Genomic DNA, 20,972 nt, shown 5'->3' with positions numbered 1-20,972 from the left:
CGGCACCTCGCACGGGTGACCGGGGTGGCGGGGGCTCCGGGCGGCGGTAGCGTCTCGTTCATGCGTGAGATGAGCCGGGACGAGTGGTGGCAGTTCGCGAGTGAGGGCACCCGCACGGGCATGCTCGGCCTGGTCCGCGCCAACGGGGCACCGATCGTGACGCCGGTGTGGTTCCTGCTGAACGAGGGCGCGGACGGCGACGAGCTGATCTTCACCACCGGCACGGACACGCTCAAGGGGAAGGCGATCCGCCGAGACGGGCGGCTCTCGCTCGCCGTCGACGACCAGAAGCCGCCGTACTCGTACGTGCAGTTCACCGCCGAGGCGGTACTGCACGACGACTGCGACGAGATGCTCGAATGGGCGACCAGGCTCGGTGGCCGGTACATGGGCGAGGATCAGGCCGAGGCCTACGGCAAGCGCAATGCCGTGCCCGAGGAGTCCTTGGTGCGGGCGCGGATCACGAAGGTGATCGCACGCGCCGACATCGCCGGCTGACGCCTCTCTTTCTTCCGCGTTTCGTCCTCTAGTTGCGGTACTTGCGCGTGCAAGTACCGCAACTAGAGGACGAAACGCGTTTCGGGGCGTCAAGTGTTGACACCAAGCAGTCGTTGGTGTGTGATTTGACTCATAGATAGGAAAGTTTCCTAACTAAACCCGTTTCTCTCGCCGGGTCCTGCCCGGTCCGCCGTTGCACCTCCCGACCCCACTTCACGCATGGAGGCTCCAGTGGCACCCCGACCACCGTGGCGCGCGCTTCTCTCGTGTGCCGCCGCGACGGCGATGACCTTCGCCGTCCTGCCGGCTCCGCCCGCCGGTGCCGCACCGACCGACCACGAATCCGAAGCCGCGACGATCTCCCAAGGCGCCGTCGAAAAGAACCACGCTGGCTACTCCGGCACCGGGTTCGTGAACTTCGACAACGTCGTCGGCAGCTATGTCGAGTACACGGTGAACGCCGCGCAGGCCGGAACCAAGACGCTGACTTTCCGCTACGCCAACGGAACCACCGTCGACAGGCCGGTCTCGCTGAGCGTCAACGGCACCGCCGCCGGCACGCTGTCCTTCCCCGGGACCGGCGCGTGGACCACGTGGAAGACCGTCACCAAGGACGTCGCGCTGGCCGCCGGGGCCAACAAGATCCGCACCACCTCGACGACCGCGAACGGCGGTCCCAACGCGGACAAGCTCACCGCGAGCGGAGTGGCCGACGCCGAAGCGCCGACCCCGCCGAAGAACCTGGCCGCCAAGGACGTCAAGGCCCGTTCGGCCACCTTCACCTGGGAAGCCGCGACCGACAACGTCGGCGTGGTCCGGTACGAGGTCATGCGCGGCGGCAACGTCCTGAAGACCGTCGACGGGAACACGCTCACCGCGACCGTCGACAACCTGACGCCGAACACGGCCTACGACATCTCGGTCGGCGCCTTCGACGCGGCCGGAAACCCTTCGCAGCAAAGCAATGTCGTCCAGTTCACGACGCCGGCCAGCGGGGACACCACGCCGCCGACGGTGCCGGGGAACCCGCGTTCGACGTCGGTGACCGCGAACAGTGTCTCCTTGGCGTGGAACGCTTCCACCGACGACAGCGGCACCATCGCGGCTTACGACGTCTATCAGGGCACCACGAAGGTCGCGACGACGCCTTCGCTCGAAGCCACGATCACCGGGCTGACGGCGAACACCTCGTACACCTTCACAGTCAAGGCGCGGGACCTCGACGGCAACACCTCCGGCGCCAGCGCCGCGGTGACCGCCAAGACCAGTGGCACCGCGGGCGGCGGAATTCCCGAGTACGACAAGGACATCACCAAGGTCGACCTCGCCTGGTCCGTCGACTTCCTGCCGGACGGCTCGGCGCTCGCGACCGAACGCGACCGGTTCGAGATCCTGCGGATCACGCCGTCGGGCCAGAAGACCACCGTCGGCAAGGTTCCCGGCGCTGTGGGCACCAACGGCGAGGGCGGCCTGCTCGGCATCGCGATCTCGCCGAACTACGCCACCGATCACGCGATCTACCTGTACCACACGGCTTCCGGTGACAACCGGATCGTGAAGATGACCTATGACAACGGAACATTGTCCTCGACGTCGACGCCGGTGCTCACCGGGATCGCGAAGAACCGTTACCACAACGGCGGCAGGATCCGCTTCGGCCCGGACGGCAAGCTCTACGTCACGGCGGGCGACGGGCAGAACAAGGACACCGCGCAGAACAAGGGTTCGCTCAACGGGAAGATCCTGCGGGTCAATCCCGACGGCTCGGCGCCGGGCGACAACCCGTTCGCCTCCACCGGCGGCAACGCCCGGTACGTCTGGAGCTTCGGGCACCGCAACCCGCAGGGCCTGGCGTGGGATTCCCGCGGCCAGCTGTGGGCGTCGGAGTTCGGCGACGGCAAGCTGGACGAGCTCAACCTGATCCAGAAGGGCGGCAACTTCGGCTGGCCGCAGTGCGAAGGCACCGACGGCAGCTGCGGCGGCACGGTCGCGCCGAAGAAGACCTGGCCGACCAGTTCCGGTGGGCCCAGCGGGATCGAGATCGTCAACGACTGGGTCTACGTCGCGGGCGTCACCAGCCAGCAACTTTTCGCCACGCAGATCAACGCGGCGGGCAACGGCGTCGGTTCGGTGCAGTCACTGTTCTCCGGCCGCTGGGGCAGGCTCCGCTCGGTCACCAAGACCCCGGACGGCGGCCTGTGGGTCACCTCGACCAACGCGGACAAGAACGGCGGCACGCCGAGTGGGATCGACAACGTGGTGGTGCGGTTGAAGTTCCCCGGCGGCTCGCAGCCGGGAGCGTTCAAGCTGGCCAGTTCCGCGTTCGCCGACAACGCCTCCATCCCTGGCAAGTACACCTGCGCCGGTGACGGCACCGCGGGCCAGGACACCTCCCCGCCGCTGGCGTGGGGTGCCGGGACCACTGGCGCCAAGGGGTACGCGGTCGTCTTCGCCGACGTGGCCAACAACGGCAACAAACTGCACTGGGCGATCTGGGACATCCCGGCGTCCTCGGGGTCCACGGTGTCGCTGCCCGAGGGCCTGGGAGCGGGCTACACCGTCCCGGATCAGAACGGCGCCAAGCAAAAGGCCATGGGTAGCGGGGCGAACGCGCAGAAGTACTTCGGCCCCTGTCCCGGCGGCTCCAGCCATCCCTACACGTTCACGCTCTATGCGCTGAAATCGGCGAAGGTACCGGGCTTGTCCTCGTCCTCGACGATGGCGCAGATCGAGACGGCGATCAAGAACGCCTCGACGGCCAACGTCAAACTGCGCGGCACCTCCAACGCCGCGTCCTAGGCACGGTTGGGGTGTCCGGAGCGGCGCCGGGCACCCCAGCCGTATCCAGTGTCACTGGAGGAACGCCACCTCGTCCGGGATTCCCCGGCGAGGTGGCGTTTTCGTGGGAAACAACCCTCGTTGACGCGGTGCCGGACGAAGAGCAGGATCGGGCCAGCAGGCTGTTCTGGTCGGGGGCCCAGTGGAGACACCCTGCGTCGACCTGGGGACAAGAAATGCGCGATCTCAAGCGATTCCTCGTGTCCGTGACCGTCCTCGCCGGACTTGCGGGCTTGGTCAGCGCGCCCGCCGCGCTGGCGGACGAGCGCGTCGACATCGGCGGGCTGTCACTGCGCCCGGCGAAGGTGAGCGGTGCCGGGTTCAGCGCGCGGCAGCAGGCGTACCTGCTCGGCCCGGCCTCCGACGAGAGCCGCTGCCTGGACGCGGATCTGAGCACCGTCAACGGGAACGGCACCAAGGTCCAGCTCTGGACCTGCCTCACCCGCCCGGACGGCACCACTCCGGCCAACCAGGCCTGGTACGTCACCCAGATCCCCGAGGGCCACTTCCGGCTCCAGAGTGTCCAAAGCGGACGGTACCTGGACGCCGACCTCAGCTCGATCAACAGCAACGGCACCAAGATCCAGCTCTGGGATTTCATCCCGGCCGCGTCGAACCAGTGGTTCGCGGTCACCGAGAACCCCGAGGGATACCTGCGGCTGCAGAACGTGCGAAGCGGCCGCTACCTCGACGCCGACCTCAACACGGCGGGCCGCGACGGCGGTGTCGTGCTGCTGTGGGACTTCCGGGCGGGCGCCAGGAACCAGTGGTGGTTCTGACCTCGATCCTTCACCGGCCGCTGGTGTGGCGATTCGTTAGTTCGCGGCTTCGGTGCACCGGGCGCGCCCAGCCGCCCCTCACGTGTCGCGAAAGCCACTTTCGCGACATCTGACGACCCGAAAGTGGCTTTCGCGACGCATCAGGTCCCGCGCTGTCGGCGAATTCGGGTCCTGACGAGATCGCGAGTGATGGTGGCCGTTCGGGCGAGTGGCTGAGAATCCGTGCGCCACTGGTTCTGATGCCGCGTGCATCACCAATCCCGCCAGCCTCAGGAGCAACACTTCAGCGGCCGTCCATGAAGGAATCGGGCGTTGAGTGTCCCCATTCCTTCATAAACGAGCAGGTGGGGTTCATTCACCCAAGTACGACGCGGATTTCCGGCACCGGCCGCTAGGCTTCGGCCGGTGAAGGACTGGAAGTTCTGCCCCCGATGCGCCGCCGAAACCCGGCTCTCCGGTGACGGTGAGGACACCCACGTCGAGTGTCCCGCTTGTGGCTTCACCAAATACGACAACCCGCTGCCGACCACGGTCGGCCTCATCCTCGACGGCGACCGGATCCTGTTGCTGCGCCGGGCGCACGAGCCCCGGAAAGGCGGCTGGGACACCGTCGGCGGCTTTCTCTCCGGTGCGGAGAGCGCCGAGCGGAACCTCATTCGCGAAGGCCTGGAAGAGATCGGCTGTGAACTCGTGAACCTCCGGTTCGCCGGATCGTATTCGTCGGTCTACGGCGACACCGGCCTGACGACGATCGGATTCGCCTTCACCTGCCAACTCCCACCGGGCGCCGAAATCGTGCTGTCGGAAGAGAATTCCGGCTACGCCTGGTTCCGGCTGGACGACCGCCCGCCGCTCGCCTTCGCCGATTGCGAGGCCGCCGTGTCGGATCTGGCCACGCTCACCAGCCGAACAGGTTCCGCATGATCCGCCCGCATCGCTCGGTCATCGCCGCCGCGTCCTGATCAGGCTGGTCGATCCACCAGCCGATCAGGGAATCGACCACGCCGGTCCACACCTGGGCGATCGCCTCGATGTCGCGCTCGTCGTCCAGACCCCGCGAGTGCATCAACTGGGCGGCACCGATCAGCGCGAACCCGTCGAGCCGGTAGCGGTAGTCGACCGCGACCCCGGCGATCTCGCCGGTCGAAGGCACCGTCGGGTCGCGGAGCAGCTTCCACGCGTACCGGTCGTTGTCGAACGTCTCGAAAATGGCCGCGAGCACTGCCAGCGGCATCCGCTCCGGCGGCTCGCCGTCCTCCGCCATCGTCTCGGCGACGCCCTCGGTCAGCCTGTCCCCCGCCCGGTGCAGGCAGGCGAGGTACAACCCGTCCTTCGAACCGAAGTACTGGTACAGCAAGGGTTTCGTGACACCGACCCGGCGGGCGATCTCCACCATCGACGCCCCGGCGTACCCGTTCTTGCCGAATTCCTCCGTACCGGCGCGCACGATCTGGGTCTCCCGCTCTTCACGGGGCATGCCCTTCGTGCCGACGGCCCTTGCTTCTGTCACGGCGGTTATCTTACCCTCAGGTAAATGACCCTGAGGTAAGTTACCTGAAGGTCAGATCGCGGAGGCGGAGACAGGAGCGGTGCGATGGCTGATTTCCTTGCCCATTTGAGTGACCCGGTGCTCATGGCGACACCGGTGTTCCTGCTGTTCGTCGCGATCGAGATCCTCGCGCTGCACGTACTGGGCCACGACGACAACGTCATCGGCTACAGCGTCAAGGACACCCGGACCAGCATGTCCATGGGCGCGGTGGCGGTCGTGATCAACGGCGTCTTCCGCGTCGCCATGCTCTTCGTGTTCGCCGCGCTCCACGAACTGGCGCCGGTGAAGTTCAGCCCGCACGACTGGTGGACCTGGGTCCTGATGCTGCTGGGCCAGGAAATCGTCTTCTACGCCTACCACCGGGCCAGCCACCGCGTCCGGATCATGTGGGCGGGCCACCAGGTGCACCATTCGAGTGAGCACTACAACTTCTCGACCGCGCTGCGCCAGAAGTGGACCCCGTACTTCCAGCTGCCGTTCTGGTCGATCCTGGCCTTCGCCGGCATCCCGCCGTGGATGATCCTCACCGGGCTGTCGATCGACCTCGTCTACCAGTTCTTCGTGCACACCGAGAAGATCCGGAAGCTGCCGCGCTGGTTCGAGTACGTGTTCAACACACCTTCACACCATCGTGTGCACCACGGCAGCGACCAGGAGTACCTGGACGCGAACTACGGCGGCATCCTGATCGTCTGGGACCGGATGTTCGGCAGCTTCGTCCCCGAGGGCAAGCGGCCGACCTACGGGCTGACCAAGAACGTCGAGTCCTACAACCTGCTCAAGGTCGGTTTCCACGAGTACGGCTCGATCCTGCGCGACGTCCGCGCGGCCGGGTCTTGGCGGGAGAGACTCGGCTACGTGTTCGGCCCGCCGGGCTGGCAGCCCGCGAAGGAGCTGGGCCTAGGACACGGCCTACGCGGTCCTGCGCAGCGAGGATGAGTTGCGGCGACCCTTCCCTCCGCCGTCACCACGGAAACCGCGCGTTACGCCTGTTCGCCGCAGGTCAACGACCGGACAGTGCCGCGGACAGGACTTCGCCGGTCCGCCGCTTGGCCAGGTAGAACGCCGCCTCGTGCGGTTTGGCGCCGTTGTCGACGGTGTAACCGCTGTCGAGGACGCCGTCGGCGCCGGGGAACAGCGGCGTGAGATCCGGACGCGCGGCGACGAGGTCGTCCCGGTCGGCCAGATTCACCCAGCGCGCGACGCCGGGCGGGACGGACGGCGGCTGGGGACGGGTCCGTTCGTAGACGACCGTGCGCAGGCCGAGCGGGGAACCGAGGGTGAGCAGCAGCGGCAGGGGGCGGCCGTGCAGATGGGCGGCTTCGTAGGCGACGACGGAACCGAGCGAATGGCCGATGATCGCCTCGGTCTCCGGGCCGATGAGCCCGGCGACGCGGTCCTGCACGTGTTCCCGGATCGCGTCGTCGGTGAGGTACCGCGTCACCTGCCTGAGCGCCTTGACCACCACACGTTCGGCGAACGCCACCCCGAGCCTCGCGAACGGCCGCAGCCGGACCAGCGCGTTCAGCACCGGACGCGCGGCGGCGCGCACGCCCTGGGTTTCCCCGGCCGGACCGTCGAGCCGGGCCAGTTCGGCCCTCGCCCGCGCGCGATCCGCCTCGCGGGACGCCGAGACGGCCGCGTTCCGGAGCCACTCCCCCGCCAGCGCCTCGGCGAGTTCCCCTTCGTCGGCGGTGAGTTCCCCTTCGTCGGCGGTGAGTTCGTCGGCGCTGCCTTGCTGGTCGCCCGCGAGGAAAAGGTCACCGTAGAAGGCCATCCGGGCGTCGCCGGGCCGGGCATCGCGCCACAGGGTGTCGGCCAGCCCGGCGTCACCGGCGAGCCGGACACCATCTGCCAAACTCGGCAGCCATTCCGCCTCGAGGGTGTCCGCGGACTTCTGTTCCTGGGCGATACCGTGCACCAGAACGATCCGAGCCATGGCGCACAGTATCGCGGCCGCCCTTGCCGGTGACCGTCCGATGAGACAAAGTGATCTCCGTGGGAGAGCGGAGGTCGTTGGTAGTCGCGTCGCAATGCGATTCGCTGAACCTCCTCTCGTTCCTTCCCGACGCGGGCCGCCAGGTTCGGCGGCCCTGCTCGATCCCGCGATCGGCGGCTGCGTCCCCGCCCTCGCGGACGGCCGCGGCCTGCTCGTCGACCCGACGATGGTCGAGCTGGACGACGCGCTGGTGGAGGCCTTCGAGCGCGCGTCGGAGGACGAGGCGACGCTGTTCCTCTCGCTCGTCGGGCACGGTGAGTACGCCGACGACGACTTCTACTTCCTCACCAAGGACACCGGTCTGCCGGTGGACAGCCGGAAGTCGTTCCTGTTCGCGCAGCGCATCAAGGAACTGCTCGGCCGCGACTCGATGCTGGACGGCTTGGTGATCCTTCTCGACACCTGCCACGCCGGCATCGGGGCGAGGCAGGCGGGACGGCGCTGGCTGCGGATCGTCGGCGAAGCGGGCAGACGATTCGACCTGCTCACCGCCTCGGACGACCGCGTCGCGGCGAACGGTTGTTTCAGCCGGTCACTGGTCTCGGTACTCCGGTCGGGGCACGCGGAGTTCGGCGAGCGCGTCCGGTGCGCGGACCTCAAACGGGTGATCACCGGCCTGTGCCCCACGCAGACCGCGGTGCACCTGGGGTTCGACGGCACCCGTGAGGTGGCCGAGGCCGATCAGGGGCTGTGGCTCGCGCTGAACTCCTCCGCCGTCTGGCGGCGTTCGCCCCTGGCGGGCAACCCGGCCGCGCCGCGGATCGAACGGCTGACCGCGGGCTACCGGCCGGGCCCGAAACTCGGCGAGACCGTCGGCCACCTGCTCACCGGCGCCCGGCTGGTCGCGATAACCGGCGGGGCGGGCGCGGGGAAGTCGGCGATGCTCGCCGCGCTGGCGCGGCCGTCCGCGGCCGGATCCTATGTGCCGCCGGACTTCCTGCACGCCGTGTTGTTCGCGAGCCGAGGCGACACGGCGGAGCGGCTCGCCAGGGAACTCGCCGGTCAGTTGCGGCGCACCGTGCCCGGTTTCGCCGACGCCGAGCAGGTTCACCATGCCGGGCTCGACGACGCCGCCCGCAGCGGCGCAAGCGCTTTCGATCTGGCACTTCTCGGTCCTCTTCGGGTTCTCGCTCCACAGTGCGCCGACACGCACGTGCGGATCGCGATCGACGGGCTGGACGACCTCGACCCCGCCGTCCAGGAGCGCCTGTTCGGCCTTCTCCGGAGTGTGTCGACCGAACCGGAGCTGGCGCTGGTGAAGACGGTCGTGACGACACGGGACCCGGCGCGTCTTCCACCGGCGGTGGCGGTTCCTCTGCCCTCGTCTCCCGTGGCGCGGGAACCTGAGGACACCGATGACCGGGACCACCAGACCGGGTATGACACCGGTTCGCCGAGGATCACACCGGCGACCCTGATCATCGACGTCCCCGGGCTGCCTTCCGCGAACCACGAACTGTCCTTCGGCACCACGACGCTCGGCCGCAGCAGGAACGCCGCGCTCCAGCTCAGGGACTCTCGGGTTTCCCGGCTCCACTGCGAGATCCACTGGAACGGCACGACAGCGTGGCTGACCGACCTGGACTCCGCCAACGGCACCTTCGTCAACGGGCGGCGGGTGCTGAACGCCGAGTTGGCGCATCGCGACGTGCTCCGGCTGGGCGATTCGACAGTCTCCTTCATCAATGTCACGCAGGAGGACGCCGAAGAGGAAGACCAGCACGGCACCGGCGCGGTGGCTTCGCCACGGCAGGGTCGAGCGGTCCTGCTGGAGCTGCTGGGGCTGGCAGCCACCCGCGGCCCCATCCCGATCTCGATCCTCACCGCGGCGAGCGCGGCGGGCGGTGGCCCGGACCGGCGGGTGCACGTCCGCGACTTCCTGGCCGGGCTCGGTGACTCGGTCAGCCGGACCCAGGCAGGCCTCGCCGACGAAACCGTCCTGCTGACCGCCGACGCGCCCGCGCTCTTCCCCGATGTGGCGACCCGTCTGCACGCCCAGCTGGCTGCGGCGACCTCGGAGGTGGCACTCGTGACCGGAAACGACGAGCCGACGCTCGAACAGAGCTACGCCGCGGCCAACGAAGCCGAGCACTTCTGGCTCGCCGGACTCCACGAGGACGCCCTCACCGCGCTGGAGCGCCGAGCCTCCCACATCCCCGTCGAGAACCGGGAACGCTGGGCGGCCTTGGCGAACCGCGCGACACGGGAACTCGGCGGGACCGACCGGATCACCTTGCGCTGCAAGGCACGGCACGCCACCTGGACCGGCAAGGCCGGCGACGCGGCCGGAGCGCTCGCCCGGTTCGAAGAACTGTTGCCGATCGCCACCACCGCCCTGTCCGGTGGCGACGAAGACGTCTTGAGCATCCGCAACAACATCGGGCACCTGCTCGCCGAACTCGGCCGCTTCGAGGAATCCCGGTCCGAGTTCGAGGCCCTCGTCCGGGACGCCGACACCGCGCTCGGACCCGACCATCGTGAAACACTGCACGCACGGCACTTCCTCGCGGTGGCGACGGGCAAGACCGGGAACGGGGAGGAGGCCCTCCGTCTCGCCCGGGAACTGCTGCCGCGGGCGGAACAGGCTTTGGGCGACGACGAGATCGTCAGTCACATCCGGCACAACATCGCGTTCTGGAGCGCCGAAATCGAGCACCCCCCCCCGTCGTTTCGGAGTATCGACAGCTCCTCGCCGAAGCGACGGGACGGCTGAATGACCGGCATCCCGACGTCCTCGACCTCCGGTTCGGTCTCGCGCTCGCGCTCGCCAAAACAGGCCGGATCACCGAAGCCCTCTCGACCTGGAGCCGACTGCTCGGCGACTCCGTCGAGGTACGGGGCGAACGGCATGAGGAAACCCGGAAGATCCGAGCGCAGCTCGATCACTGGGGCCCGCGGGAGTGAGCGGTGAGCGCACTGCGGATCGCGCTCCTGACCTACCGCGGGAATCCGCGAAGCGGCGGTCAGGGCGTGTACGTCCGGCATCTGAGCCGCGAACTCGCCGCGCTGGGACATCACGTCGAGGTGCTGTCCGGGCCACCCTATCCGGAGGTCGATGACGGCGTGCGGTTGACGAAACTCCCCGGGCTCGACCTGTTCGCGGAGCCGAACCCCTTCCGGACACCGCGGCCTCGGGAGCTGCGTGATCTACCGTCGTGGGTGGAGTTCCTCGGCATGCGGCGCGGCGGCTTCCCCGAACCCCTCGCGTTCTCCCTGCGTGCCGCTCGCCATCTCGCGAAACGCCGGGACGAATTCGACATCGTCCACGACAACCAGGGGCTCGGTTACGGCATCCTCCACTGTGGACTCCCGACGGTCGCCACGATCCACCATCCCATCGCCGTGGACCGTGCCTTGAAGCTCGCCACCGTCACCGGGCGCGAAGCGGCGAGGGTCAAGCGGTGGTACGGGTTCGTCGACATGCAGCACCGGGTCGCACGGCGACTGCCCACGCTGACCGTGTCGCGGGCTTCCCGCGCGGCCATCGGCCGGGAAATGGGCGTACCGGACGACCGGATCCGCGTCGTGCCGCTCTCCGCGGACACCCGGATCTTCCGGCCGCGGCCCGAAATCCGCCGGGTGCCCGGCCGGGTCGTCGCCGTCGCCAGCGCGGACGAACCGTTGAAGGGCCTCGAACACCTTCTGGCGGCGTGGGAACGGATCGACGGTGAGCTGGTGATCGTCGGCAGGCCGAAACCGGACGGTCCGGCGGCGCGAGCACTTGCCCGGCTCGGCCCCGGCGGAGGCGTCAGCTTCGTCACCGGGCTGACCGACGACGAACTCGCACGGTTGCTCTGTTCGGCCGAAATCGCTTGTATCCCTTCCCTGTTCGAAGGGTTCTCGCTGCCGGCCGCCGAGGCGATGGCCTGCGGGACACCGGTCGTCGCGACGACCGGCGGGGCGCTTCCCGAGGTCGTGGGGGACGCGGGAATCCTGGTCCCGCCGGGTGATGTACCGGCGCTCGCGGAGGCGATCATCAAAGTCCTCGGCGACGAACACCTGCGCGCCGACCTCGCGGACCGCGGCCTGGAAACGACGGGGGCGCTGAGCTGGCGACGCACCGCCGAGGAGACCGCCGCGCACTATCTGCGTGTCCTCGGCCGGGAGCGTGCGGGATGCTGACCGTCGATTTCGGCCGGTTCCCCGTCGGCCACGGGGATCGGGTGCTCGACCTCGGCTGCGGGGACGGCAGGCACGCCTACGCGGCGTACAAACACGGCGCGGACGTGGTCGCCGCCGATCTCGACGACATCGCGCTGAAACACGTGCGGGACATGTTCGCCAATCTCGCGGAAGCGGGCGAGGCTCCCGCCACGGCTTCGGCGGTGGCCGTCCGCGCGGACGGCCGCCTGCTGCCGTTCCCGGACGGTGCCTTCAACCGGGTCATCGTGGCGGAAACGCTGGAACACATCCATGCCGACCGTACCGTGCTCGCGGAAGTGAGCCGGGTTCTGGCACCCGGCGGCCTGGTGGTGGCGACCGTGCCGCGCTGGTGGCCGGAGCGGATCTGCTGGCTGCTTTCGGACGAGTACCACGAGGTCGAAGGTGGCCACATCCGTGTCTACCGGCGCGGCGAGCTGCTCGGACGGCTACGGGAAGCTGGTCTGCGGCCGATCGGCACCCACCACGCGCACGCCTTGCATTCGCCTTACTGGTGGTTGAAATGCGCGGTCGGCCCCGACGCCGATCACCGGCTTTGCGCCCTGTACCACCGTTTTCTGGTGTGGGACATCATGCGGAGTCCCCGGCCGGTGCGGTTCGCCGAATGGGCGTTGAACCCGGTGCTCGGCAAGAGCCTCGTCGTCTACGCCCGTAAACGGTGAAGGCCACCGCGGCCACGATCGCCGCCGTGCAGCGCACGGACGGCGCGATCCCCTGGCGAGCGGGCGGCTATCTCGATCCCTGGAACCACATCGAAGCCGCGATGGGCCTGGACGCGGCAGGGCGGCGCACGGAGGCCGAAGCCGCCTACGACTGGCTTCTGCGGAACCAGCGCCCCGACGGCTCATGGGCGGCCGAGTATCGCGACGGTGGACCCAAACTGTCCACTATGGACACTAATTTCACCGCCTACGTGGCCGTCGGCGTCCGGCATCATTTCCTGGTGACCGGGGACCACGCCTGGCTGGACCGGATGTGGCCGGTCGTGGACAGGGCCGCCGACGCCGTTCTGCGGCGGCAGCAACCGTCGGGCGCCATCGCCTGGCGGGACGACCCCGAGGTCCGGCTGGTCACCGGAAGCAGCAGCATCCACCACGCGCTGACCCAGGCCCTGGCGCTCGCGTCCGTGCGAGGGCTGGACCGTCCACAGTGGCGAGACGCGGCACGCCGGCTCCGGGTGGCCCTGCGCGACGAGCCGCGGCTGTTCCTCCCGAAACCGCACGCGATGGATTGGTACTACCCGGTTCTGGGCTCCGTGGTGACCGGCGCCGACGCCGCGGCGCGGCTGGCGGCGGGCTGGGACCGGTTCGTCGAACCCGGGCTCGGGGTGCGATGTGTGCGCCATGAACCGTGGGTCACCGGCGGGGAAACCGCCGAACTGGCGCTGACTCTCGCCGCTCGCGGAGATCGTGTCCGCGCGGGCGAACTCCTCGCCTGGGTGGCCCGGCTCAAGCACGACGACGGCTCGTACTGGACCGGATACCAGTTCGCGGACGAGGAGTTCTGGCCGGACGAGCGCACTACGTGGACCTCGGGTGCCGTCCTCCTCGCCACCGCCGCGCTCGATGGCGACCCAGCCACCTGCGAAATCTTCGGTGAGCAGCGCATCTAGTGAGCCGAAAGTCAAAGCGTCGTGAAGAGCTCCTTCGCTACCTCAGGGTAGGCAAGGAGCCCTTCACAACCCGGCGAGAGTCTTCCCAGCCGGCGATCATGTCGCGAAAGCCACTTTCGCGACGTCTGACGTCCCGAAAGTGGCTTTCGCGCCACGCCCGACCTCGTAACACCTTTGCCCTACCCGCAATTAGTCCTCTAGTTGCGATCGATGCGTGTGCAACGACCGCAACCAGAGGACTAATCGCGGAGGGGTCAGGCTTCGTCTTCTTCCAGCATGTCCGGGGTGACGGCGGATTCGGTGTCCGGGATGCCCTGTTCCTTCGCCTTCTTGTCGGCCATCGCCAGCAGGCGGCGGATCCGGCCGGCGACGGCGTCCTTGGTCATCTGCGGCTCGGACAACTGGCCCAGTTCCTCGAGCGAGGCCTGCCGGTTCGACAGCCGCAGTTTGCCCGCGGCCAACAGATGGTCCGGGGCGGATTCGCCGAGGATGTCCAGTGCCCGCTCGACCCTGGCCGCCGCCGCGACGGCCGCGCGAGCCGAACGCCGCAGGTTGGCGTCGTCGAAGTTCGCCAGCCGGTTCGCGGTGGCGCGCACCTCACGGCGCATCCGCCGCTCTTCCCACGCGAGCACACTCGTGTGGGCGCCGAGACGGGTCAGCAGGGCACCGATGGCGTCGCCGTCACGCACGACGACGCGGTCCGCGCCGCGGACCTCACGCGACTTCGCCTGGATGCCCATCCGCCGGGCGGCACCGACGAGCGCCAGCGCGGCTTCGGGTCCGGGGCAGGTGACTTCGAGCGACGACGAGCGGCCGGGTTCGGTGAGCGAACCGTGCGCCAGGAACGCGCCACGCCAGGCGGCTTCCGCGTCGGCGACACCGCCGGACACGACGGCGGCGGGCAGCCCGCGCACCGGACGGCCACGCTGGTCGATCAGGCCGGTCTGCCTCGCGAGGCCTTCGCCGTCCTTGACCACCCGTACGACGTACCGCGTCCCCTTGCGCAGCCCGCTCGACGAGATGACGTGGACGTCGGACTGGTGTCCGTACAGTTCGTGGATCTCCTTGCGCAGCCGCCTCGCCACCGAACCGGTGTCGAGTTCGGCCTCCACCACGACGCGGCCGGCCACGATGTGCAGCCCTCCCGCGAATCGCAGCATCGACGCGACCTCCGCGCGGCGCGGGCCGATCTTGGTGATCTCCAGCCGGCTCAGCTCGTCCTTCACGGCGGCGGTCATCGCCATCGCTGCCCCTCCATACCTTCAGCTCCTCCCCCGGTGAGACCGAGAGCGTCCCGCATACAGCCCGCGAGCGCATCAGGATCATGCCGCCCCGTCACGACCGGGTCAGCCACCGCCCCCAGCAACGCCTGCGCGCCGAGTCTCCCGGCCGCCTCCCGTAACCGGGCTGGTGAGGGCACCGAGTCCCGGTCCGCGATGACCGCGTCCACCCGCAGTTCCGGGGCGTGTTCGAAGAGTACGTCCAAATGCTTCTCCGGAGAGAATCCCGCCGTCTCCCCCGGTTGGGGGATCAGATTGAGGATGACGACCTTCGTGGCGTCCGTCCGGAGCAGCGCGTCGTGCAGATCCGGCACCAGCAGATGCGGCAGCACGCTGGTGAACCACGACCCCGGGCCGAGGAACACGACGTCCGCTTCGAGCACGGCTTCGATCGCCTCGGGGCATCCCCGCGGCGGCCGGTCGGCCTGTCCTGCCGGGTGCAGGCTGATCCGGTGCACCTGTCCCGGCGTCGTCGCCACCGCCACTTGACCGCGGATCCGCCGGAACGCTTCGGGATTCTCGGCGTCCAGACCCGAAACCTCACCTTGGATTTCCAGCGGTTCGGGTGACATCGGCAGGACCCGGCCGGAGATGCCCATCAGCCTGCTCGCCTCGTCGAGCGCGGCGACCGGATCGCCGAGCACCTCGAACAGCCCGGCCAGCAACAGGTTCCCGACCGCGTGCCCGGCGAGCGCGCCGTCGCCGCCGAAGCGGTGCTGGAACACCTCCGCCCACAGGATCCCGCCGTCTTCGGCGGCGAACGCGGCGAACGCCTGCCGCAGGTCGCCCGGCGGCAGCAGGCCGAGTTCCCGGCGCAGCCTGCCGGACGAGCCCCCGTCGTCCGCGACGGTGACCACGGCGGTGACCTGCGAGGTCACCCGGCGCAACGCGGTGAGGGTGGCGTGCAGGCCGTGCCCGCCACCCAAGGCGACCGCGCGCGGGTCGCTACTCGCGGCCAAGGTCGCGGTGCACCACCTTCACGGCCATACCGTCCTCATTGGACAGACGCTGGGCGAGCTCCTCGGAAATGGCGACACTGCGGTGCTTTCCGCCCGTGCAGCCGACGGCCAGCGTCAGGTACCGCTTGCCCTCGCGCTTGTAACCCGCGCCGATCAGGCGCAGCAGCTGGTGGTAGCGGTCGAGGAACTCGTCCGCGCCCTCCTGGCTGAGCACGTAGTTGCGGACCTCGCCCTCGAGACCGGTGTGGTCGCGCAGTTCCGGGATCCAGAACGGGTTCGGCAGGAACCGGACGTCCATCACCAGATCCGCGTCCATCGGCAGGCCGTACTTGTAACCGAACGAGAGCACGGTGACGCGGGTCTGCGTGCCGGCCTCGGAGCCGAACGCGTCCTCGATCTTGGCCCGCAGGTCGTGCACCGAGAGCGACGACGTGTCGAGCACGAGGTCCGCCTCTTCGCGCAGCGGCTCCAGCAGCGTGCGCTCGGCGGTGATGCCGTCGGCGAGCCTGCCGTCGCCCTGCATCGGGTGCCCGCGGCGGACGGCCTCGAACCGGCGCACCAGCACCGCGTCGGTCGCCTCCAGGAACAGCACGCGCGGCTTGTACCCGCGGGCGTCGAGGTCCTTGATGACCGACGCCAGGTCGTCGGTGAACGCGCGCGACCGCACGTCCATCACGACCGCGACCTTGGTGATCGCGCCCCGCGCCTGCGCGCCCAGCTCGACCATGGTGGCGATCAGTTCGGGCGGCAGGTTGTCCACCACGAACCAGCCCAGGTCCTCCAGGCATTTCGCGGCGGTACTGCGGCCCGCCCCGGACAGCCCGGAGACGACCGCGACCTCCATTCCGGAACCGCGGCCTTCTTCTTGCGCACTCACGATGGTCCTTTCCCCGATCACGTACTGGACTCCCCCGCCGTCTGTGGCTGCTCCCCTGCGAGCGCCGCGACGACCGCCTCCGCGGTGCGCCTGCCGAAGCCGGGCACCGCCTCGATCTCCTCGATCCTTGCTTCGCGGAGTTTCCGCACCGAGCCGAAATGCTTGATCAGCGCGGTACGCCGAGCCTGCCCCAGCCCGGGCACACCGTCCAATGCGGACACCTGCATCCGCTTGGAGCGCTTCTCCCGGTGGTACCGGATGGCGAACCGGTGCGCCTCGTCGCGCAGCCGCTGGAGCAGATACAACGCGTCGGAGGTGCGCGGCAGGATCACCGGATCGGGATCGCCCGGCAGCCACACCTCCTCCAGCCGCTTCGCCAGGCCGACCACGACCAGGTCGGTGAAGCCGAGTTCCGAGAGCACGTCCGCGGCCGCGGTGGCCTGCGGGCCCGCGCCGTCGACGACGAGCAGGTTCGGCGCGTAGGCGAACTTGCGTGGCTTGCCGGTCTCCGGGTCGATGCCGGGGCGGTCCGGGTCGACCGGTGCGTCTTCGGCCGTTTCCTTGAGGTAGCGGGAAAAACGGCGGCGGACGACCTCGGCGATCGACGCGACGTCGCCTTCCTCCGCGGCCTCGCGCAGCGCGAATCGCCGATACTCGGACTTGCGCGGGACGCCGTCCTCGAACACCACGAGCGACGCGACCACGTCACTGCCCTGGATATGGCTGATGTCGACGCATTCGATGCGCAGCGGCGCGGTCTCCAGCGCCAGGTAGTCCTGTAGTTCGGCCAACGCCGCCGACCGCGCGGTGAGATCACCGGCACGGCGCAGTTTGTGCTGGGTGAAGGCCTCGCCTGCGTTACGTGTCACCGTCTCCGCGAGCGCGCGTTTGTCGCCGCGCTGCGGCACCCGCAGGCTCACCCTCGACCCGCGCAGCCCGGAAAGCCACTCGCCCACCGCCTCGGCGTCGGCGGGCAGTTCGGGCACGAGCACCTCACGCGGCACCGGCGACCCGAGGTCGGGGTCGTCCGCGCGTTCGGCCTCTTCGCCGTAGAACTGCGTGAGGAAGTGGTCGACGAGGTCCTTGACGTCCATCTCCTCGGCCTTGTCGATCACCCACCCGCGCTGGCCGCGGACCCGGCCGCCGCGCACGTGGAAGACCTGGACCGCGGCTTCGAGTTCGTCGTGGGCGAAGGCGACGACGTCGGCGTCCGTACCGTCGCCGAGCACCACCGCCTGCTTCTCCATCGCGCGCCGGAGCGCGCCGAGGTCGTCACGCAACCGGGCCGCGCGCTCGAACTCCAGCTCGTCGGACGCGGCCGCCATTTCCTGTTCGAGACGGCGGATCAGCGCGTCGGTGCGGCCGGCGAGGAAGTCACAGAAGTCCTCGACGATCGCGCGGTGCTCGTCGGCGGAGACCTTGCCGACGCACGGCGCGGAGCATTTGCCGATGTAGCCGAGCAGGCAGGGCCTGCCGATCTGGCCGTGCCGTTTGAAGACCCCGGCCGTGCAGGTGCGCGCCGGGAAGACCCGCAGCAGCAGATCGAGCGTCTCGCGGATGGCCCAAGCGTGCGCGTACGGCCCGAAGTACCGCACGCCCTTCTTGCGCGCGCCGCGGTAGACGTGCAGGCGCGGGAACTCCTCATTCATCGTGACGGCGAGGACCGGGTAGCTCTTGTCGTCGCGGTAGCGGACGTTGAACCGGGGGTCGAACTCCTTGATCCAGTTGTACTCGAGCTGGAGCGCCTCGACCTCGGTGCCCACGACGGTCCACTCGACGCTCGCCGCCGTCGTCACCATCTGGCGGGTGCGCGGGTGCAAGCCGGTGATGTCGGCGAAGTACGAGTTCAGCCGGCCGCGGAGGCTTTTCGCCTTGCCGACGTAGATGACCCTCTTCGTGGCGTCACGAAATTTGTACACGCCAGGGGCGTCCGGGATGCTCCCCGGCGAGGGACGGTAGGTGGTCGGGTCAGCCACACCGCCAAGCCTATGGGGCACCACCGACAGTCTTACGGGCCCCCATGCTCTAGCACTCGTCCGGGTGACGACCACCACGATGCGGTCCGTATTTCACTACGTATACCGACCTAAGTCGGATATTCGGCCGGACCCGACGTTCGTTGGTTCCTAGCGGGTGAATCGGGTGATTACTTTCCGTCCCAGTTCCCTTTCACTCGGTTCTTCGTCAGATGACGCTCGAAAGGACTCCTGCACCGTGAGCCGTCTTCGCACGCTGGGCGCCGCCACCCTCGCCGCCGCAGCCCTCACCATGACCGCCGGAGCGGCCGCCTCCGCGGGCACCCCCACCGGCGTCCAGCCGAACATCGTGGGCGGCGGCACCGCCCCCACCGTGAGCTGGGGCGCCCAGGTCTACGTCAACACCCCCGGCCGCCAGTGGGACGGGTTCAACTGCTCCGGCAGCGTCATCGCGCAGCGCTGGGTGCTGACCGCCAAGCACTGCCTCGACTCCGACGGCAGCGGCATGCGGGTCCGCGTCGGCAGCAACCAGCTGCAGAGTGGCCGCGTGATCGCCGTCGACCGCAAGGTGTCCTCGCCGGCGGGCTCCGACATCTCGCTGCTGCACCTGGCCTCCGACGCCGGCGTCACGCCGATCGCCCTGGCCGGCTCGAACCCGTCGGTCGGGTCCACCAACCAGCTGTACGGCTGGGGCCGCGAGACCCCGACCGGTCCGCCCGCCTCGGCGCTGAAGGTGGCCAACGTCCGCGTCAGCGGCACCTCGCGCGACGCCTACGGCGGCCCGGCCATCCAGAGCGTCGGCATCAACGGTTCGGCGTGGAAGGGCGACTCGGGCGGCCCCCAGGTCTCCAACGGCGTCCAGGTCGGCGTCGCCTCGACCGTGCAGAACCAGAGCGGCTCGAACGTCCGCGGCACCAACAACTACGGCAGCGTCGCTTCGGCGCGCTCCTGGATCCGCACGACCACCGGGGTCTGACCTCACACCCCGGTGGGGCCCCTCCGAGACGCGACCCGTCTCGGAGGGGCCCTTTCGCGTCAGCCTGTCGGTGGGGTGTGGGACGCTCGCGGGCATGCGGATCGCGACCTGGAACGTGAACTCGATCGGGCCCCGGCTGCCGAGGGTGGTGGACTGGCTCGGCTCGGTGCGGCCGGATGTGCTGTGCCTGCAAGAACTCAAATGCGGTACGGAGGCGTTCCCGTTCGACGCCGTGCGGGAGGCGGGCTACGAGACGGCCGCGTACGGCATCGGGCGCTGGAACGGCGTCGCCATCGTGTCCCGCGTCGGGCTGGAGGACGTGACGCGCGGGCTGACCGGCGAGCCCACCTTCGAGGACAAGACCGACGCGCGGGCCATCGGCGCCACCTGCGGCGGCGTGCGGCTGTGGTCGGTGTACGTGCCCAATGGGCGGGACCTGGAGAACCCGCACTACAACTACAAACTCGCCTGGCTCTCGGCACTGGAGGCGACGGTGCGCGAGGAGCAGGCGCGCGGCTTGCCGTTCGCGGTGCTCGGCGACTTCAACATCGCGCCGACCGACGCGGACGTCTGGGACATCGGCGTGTTCGCCGAATCGACACACGTGACCGAACCGGAGCGAAAGGCGCTCGCGGCCCTGCGGGATCTCGGGTTGTCCGACGTGTTCCCGCGGCCGTTGAAGTACGGCCACCCGTTCACCTACTGGGACTACCGGGCCGGGAACTTCCCGAACAACAAGGGAATGCGGATCGACCTCGTGTACGCCGACGCCCGTGTCGCGGATGGCGTGACGGACTCCTATGTGGACCGTGACGCGCGGAAGGGGAAGGGCTCCTCGGACCACGCGCCGGTCGTGGTGGACTTCGAGCTTTGAGCGATGCGGCGCGGGGTGCCGTCCGTCAACTGAAGTACGTGAAGGACCCCTTCACTGCGTCTAGCGCAGTGAAGGGGTCCTTCACGTACTTCGGATCTGTTGGCTTGAAAGGTCCCGAACGCTATGAAGGCGGCAAAGGCGTCAGCCGTTCCAGGCGGCCTTGTGCAGCCGCCGCAGCGCCCGCACCGCGTCCACCGCACGTTCCCGGTCCACGGCCTGCACGGCCATGACCGAGTAGTACTCGTCGTCCGGCAGTTCCAGCCGCGCCCACGAAGCGCCGTCGGGGAAGCTCACCGAAAGCACCTCGCTCCACGCGAACTTCTTCGTCATCAGCACGTTTCGGACCTCGATGCCGTCGGCGTCGGCCTTCAGACGCGCGGTCGCGAACAGCATCGTGCCCGCCGCGAGCAGGACCCCGATGCCGATCATCGCCGCTTGGTCGGACGGCTGGAAGATCACGCCGGTGTCCGAGCCGCGCAACAGCACCGCGACGACCACGAACGTCGCCAGCAGGAACACCGCCAGCACGGAGCACATCACCAAGGCACGGCGAGGCCGCACCACCATGACCTCGGACCCTGTCATCACATC

General features: G+C 69.0%; 18 protein-coding genes. 11 read left to right on the top strand and 7 right to left on the bottom strand.

Annotated features, from left to right (window positions below; translation table 11 throughout):
• Positions 1 to 60: 60 nt before the first annotated feature.
• The 4 genes from BS329_RS25280 to BS329_RS25265 all read left to right on the top strand — a co-directional run bounded on the left by BS329_RS25280 (position 61) and on the right by BS329_RS25265 (position 5,039).
• A complete protein-coding gene (locus BS329_RS25280; RefSeq protein ID WP_076163731.1) occupies positions 61 to 498 on the top strand; it encodes a PPOX class F420-dependent oxidoreductase in 438 nt (145 codons plus the stop codon).
• 285 nt (positions 499 to 783) lie between these two features.
• A complete protein-coding gene (locus BS329_RS25275; protein WP_143253195.1) occupies positions 784 to 3,297 on the top strand; it encodes a PQQ-dependent sugar dehydrogenase in 2,514 nt (837 codons plus the stop codon).
• A 215-nt stretch (positions 3,298 to 3,512) separates the two neighbouring features.
• Entirely contained in the window at positions 3,513 to 4,115 is a 603-nt protein-coding gene (locus tag BS329_RS25270) for an RICIN domain-containing protein (RefSeq protein WP_076163729.1), read from the top strand.
• 405 nt (positions 4,116 to 4,520) lie between these two features.
• Complete coding sequence (locus BS329_RS25265; RefSeq protein WP_076163728.1) at positions 4,521 to 5,039, top strand: NUDIX domain-containing protein; 519 nt, start codon at positions 4,521 to 4,523, stop codon at positions 5,037 to 5,039.
• On the opposite strand, the gene BS329_RS25260 is transcribed toward BS329_RS25265, so the two are convergent.
• Positions 5,014 to 5,625, bottom strand: a complete 612-nt coding sequence (locus BS329_RS25260; protein WP_244197285.1) for a TetR/AcrR family transcriptional regulator — start codon at positions 5,623 to 5,625, stop codon at positions 5,014 to 5,016. The genes BS329_RS25265 and BS329_RS25260 overlap by 26 nt on opposite strands.
• Before the next feature lie 84 nt (positions 5,626 to 5,709).
• Between BS329_RS25260 and BS329_RS25255 the strand changes: the two genes are divergently transcribed.
• The gene (locus tag BS329_RS25255; RefSeq protein ID WP_076163726.1) at positions 5,710 to 6,606 is read left to right on the top strand and encodes a sterol desaturase family protein; all 897 of its coding nucleotides are present in this window, start codon (positions 5,710 to 5,712) and stop codon (positions 6,604 to 6,606) included.
• A 64-nt stretch (positions 6,607 to 6,670) separates the two neighbouring features.
• Here BS329_RS25255 and BS329_RS25250 read toward each other — a convergent pair whose 3' ends face one another.
• Positions 6,671 to 7,606, bottom strand: coding sequence for a hypothetical protein (locus BS329_RS25250; protein WP_076163725.1), 936 nt, complete (start codon positions 7,604 to 7,606; stop codon positions 6,671 to 6,673).
• A gap of 94 nt (positions 7,607 to 7,700) precedes the next feature.
• On the opposite strand from BS329_RS25250, the gene BS329_RS25245 reads away from it, so the two are divergent.
• The 4 genes from BS329_RS25245 to BS329_RS25230 all read left to right on the top strand — a co-directional run bounded on the left by BS329_RS25245 (position 7,701) and on the right by BS329_RS25230 (position 13,439).
• Positions 7,701 to 10,379, top strand: a complete 2,679-nt coding sequence (locus tag BS329_RS25245) for an FHA domain-containing protein (RefSeq protein ID WP_244197284.1) — start codon at positions 7,701 to 7,703, stop codon at positions 10,377 to 10,379.
• 194 nt (positions 10,380 to 10,573) lie between these two features.
• Positions 10,574 to 11,788 carry a glycosyltransferase family 4 protein gene (locus tag BS329_RS25240; RefSeq protein ID WP_076163724.1) on the top strand — a complete coding sequence of 405 codons (1,215 nt, stop codon included), beginning with the start codon at positions 10,574 to 10,576 and terminating at the stop codon, positions 11,786 to 11,788.
• Positions 11,782 to 12,489 (top strand): class I SAM-dependent methyltransferase, encoded by a 708-nt coding sequence (locus BS329_RS25235; protein WP_076163723.1) that lies wholly within the window; start codon positions 11,782 to 11,784, stop codon positions 12,487 to 12,489. Before BS329_RS25240 ends, BS329_RS25235 begins: the two co-directional genes overlap by 7 nt.
• The gene (locus tag BS329_RS25230; RefSeq protein ID WP_076163722.1) at positions 12,486 to 13,439 is read left to right on the top strand and encodes a prenyltransferase/squalene oxidase repeat-containing protein; all 954 of its coding nucleotides are present in this window, start codon (positions 12,486 to 12,488) and stop codon (positions 13,437 to 13,439) included. The genes BS329_RS25235 and BS329_RS25230 overlap by 4 nt, the downstream gene beginning before the upstream one ends.
• A gap of 254 nt (positions 13,440 to 13,693) precedes the next feature.
• Here BS329_RS25230 and whiA read toward each other — a convergent pair whose 3' ends face one another.
• Genes whiA through uvrC form a run of 4 tightly spaced genes read right to left on the bottom strand, consistent with a single transcriptional unit; the run spans position 13,694 to position 18,531 of the window.
• Positions 13,694 to 14,683: a DNA-binding protein WhiA gene (gene whiA, locus BS329_RS25225; RefSeq protein ID WP_034311722.1), complete on the bottom strand. Its 990-nt coding sequence runs from the start codon at positions 14,681 to 14,683 to the stop codon at positions 13,694 to 13,696.
• Positions 14,674 to 15,678, bottom strand: coding sequence for a gluconeogenesis factor YvcK family protein (locus tag BS329_RS25220; RefSeq protein ID WP_076163721.1), 1,005 nt, complete (start codon positions 15,676 to 15,678; stop codon positions 14,674 to 14,676). Before BS329_RS25220 ends, whiA begins: the two co-directional genes overlap by 10 nt.
• Positions 15,665 to 16,522: an RNase adapter RapZ gene (gene rapZ, locus BS329_RS25215; protein ID WP_076163800.1), complete on the bottom strand. Its 858-nt coding sequence runs from the start codon at positions 16,520 to 16,522 to the stop codon at positions 15,665 to 15,667. Before rapZ ends, BS329_RS25220 begins: the two co-directional genes overlap by 14 nt.
• A 50-nt stretch (positions 16,523 to 16,572) precedes the next feature.
• The gene (gene uvrC / locus BS329_RS25210) at positions 16,573 to 18,531 is read right to left on the bottom strand and encodes an excinuclease ABC subunit UvrC (RefSeq protein ID WP_076163720.1); all 1,959 of its coding nucleotides are present in this window, start codon (positions 18,529 to 18,531) and stop codon (positions 16,573 to 16,575) included.
• Positions 18,532 to 18,769: 238 nt separating this feature from the next.
• On the opposite strand from uvrC, the gene BS329_RS25205 reads away from it, so the two are divergent.
• Both BS329_RS25205 and BS329_RS25200 read left to right on the top strand, forming a co-directional pair.
• Complete coding sequence (locus BS329_RS25205; protein ID WP_076163719.1) at positions 18,770 to 19,507, top strand: S1 family peptidase; 738 nt, start codon at positions 18,770 to 18,772, stop codon at positions 19,505 to 19,507.
• Positions 19,508 to 19,601: 94 nt separating this feature from the next.
• A complete protein-coding gene (locus tag BS329_RS25200; RefSeq protein WP_076163718.1) occupies positions 19,602 to 20,381 on the top strand; it encodes an exodeoxyribonuclease III in 780 nt (259 codons plus the stop codon).
• Positions 20,382 to 20,522: 141 nt separating this feature from the next.
• Here the strand turns inward: BS329_RS25200 and BS329_RS25195 are convergent, their stop codons facing one another.
• Complete coding sequence (locus tag BS329_RS25195) at positions 20,523 to 20,966, bottom strand: PH domain-containing protein (protein ID WP_076163799.1); 444 nt, start codon at positions 20,964 to 20,966, stop codon at positions 20,523 to 20,525.
• Positions 20,967 to 20,972: the final 6 nt, after the last annotated feature.

This window comes from Amycolatopsis coloradensis (assembly GCF_001953865.1).
Lineage (GTDB): Bacteria > Actinomycetota > Actinomycetes > Mycobacteriales > Pseudonocardiaceae > Amycolatopsis > Amycolatopsis coloradensis.
Note: the sequence above shows the minus strand (reverse complement) of the source record. Positions and strands in the feature narration are given on the sequence as shown.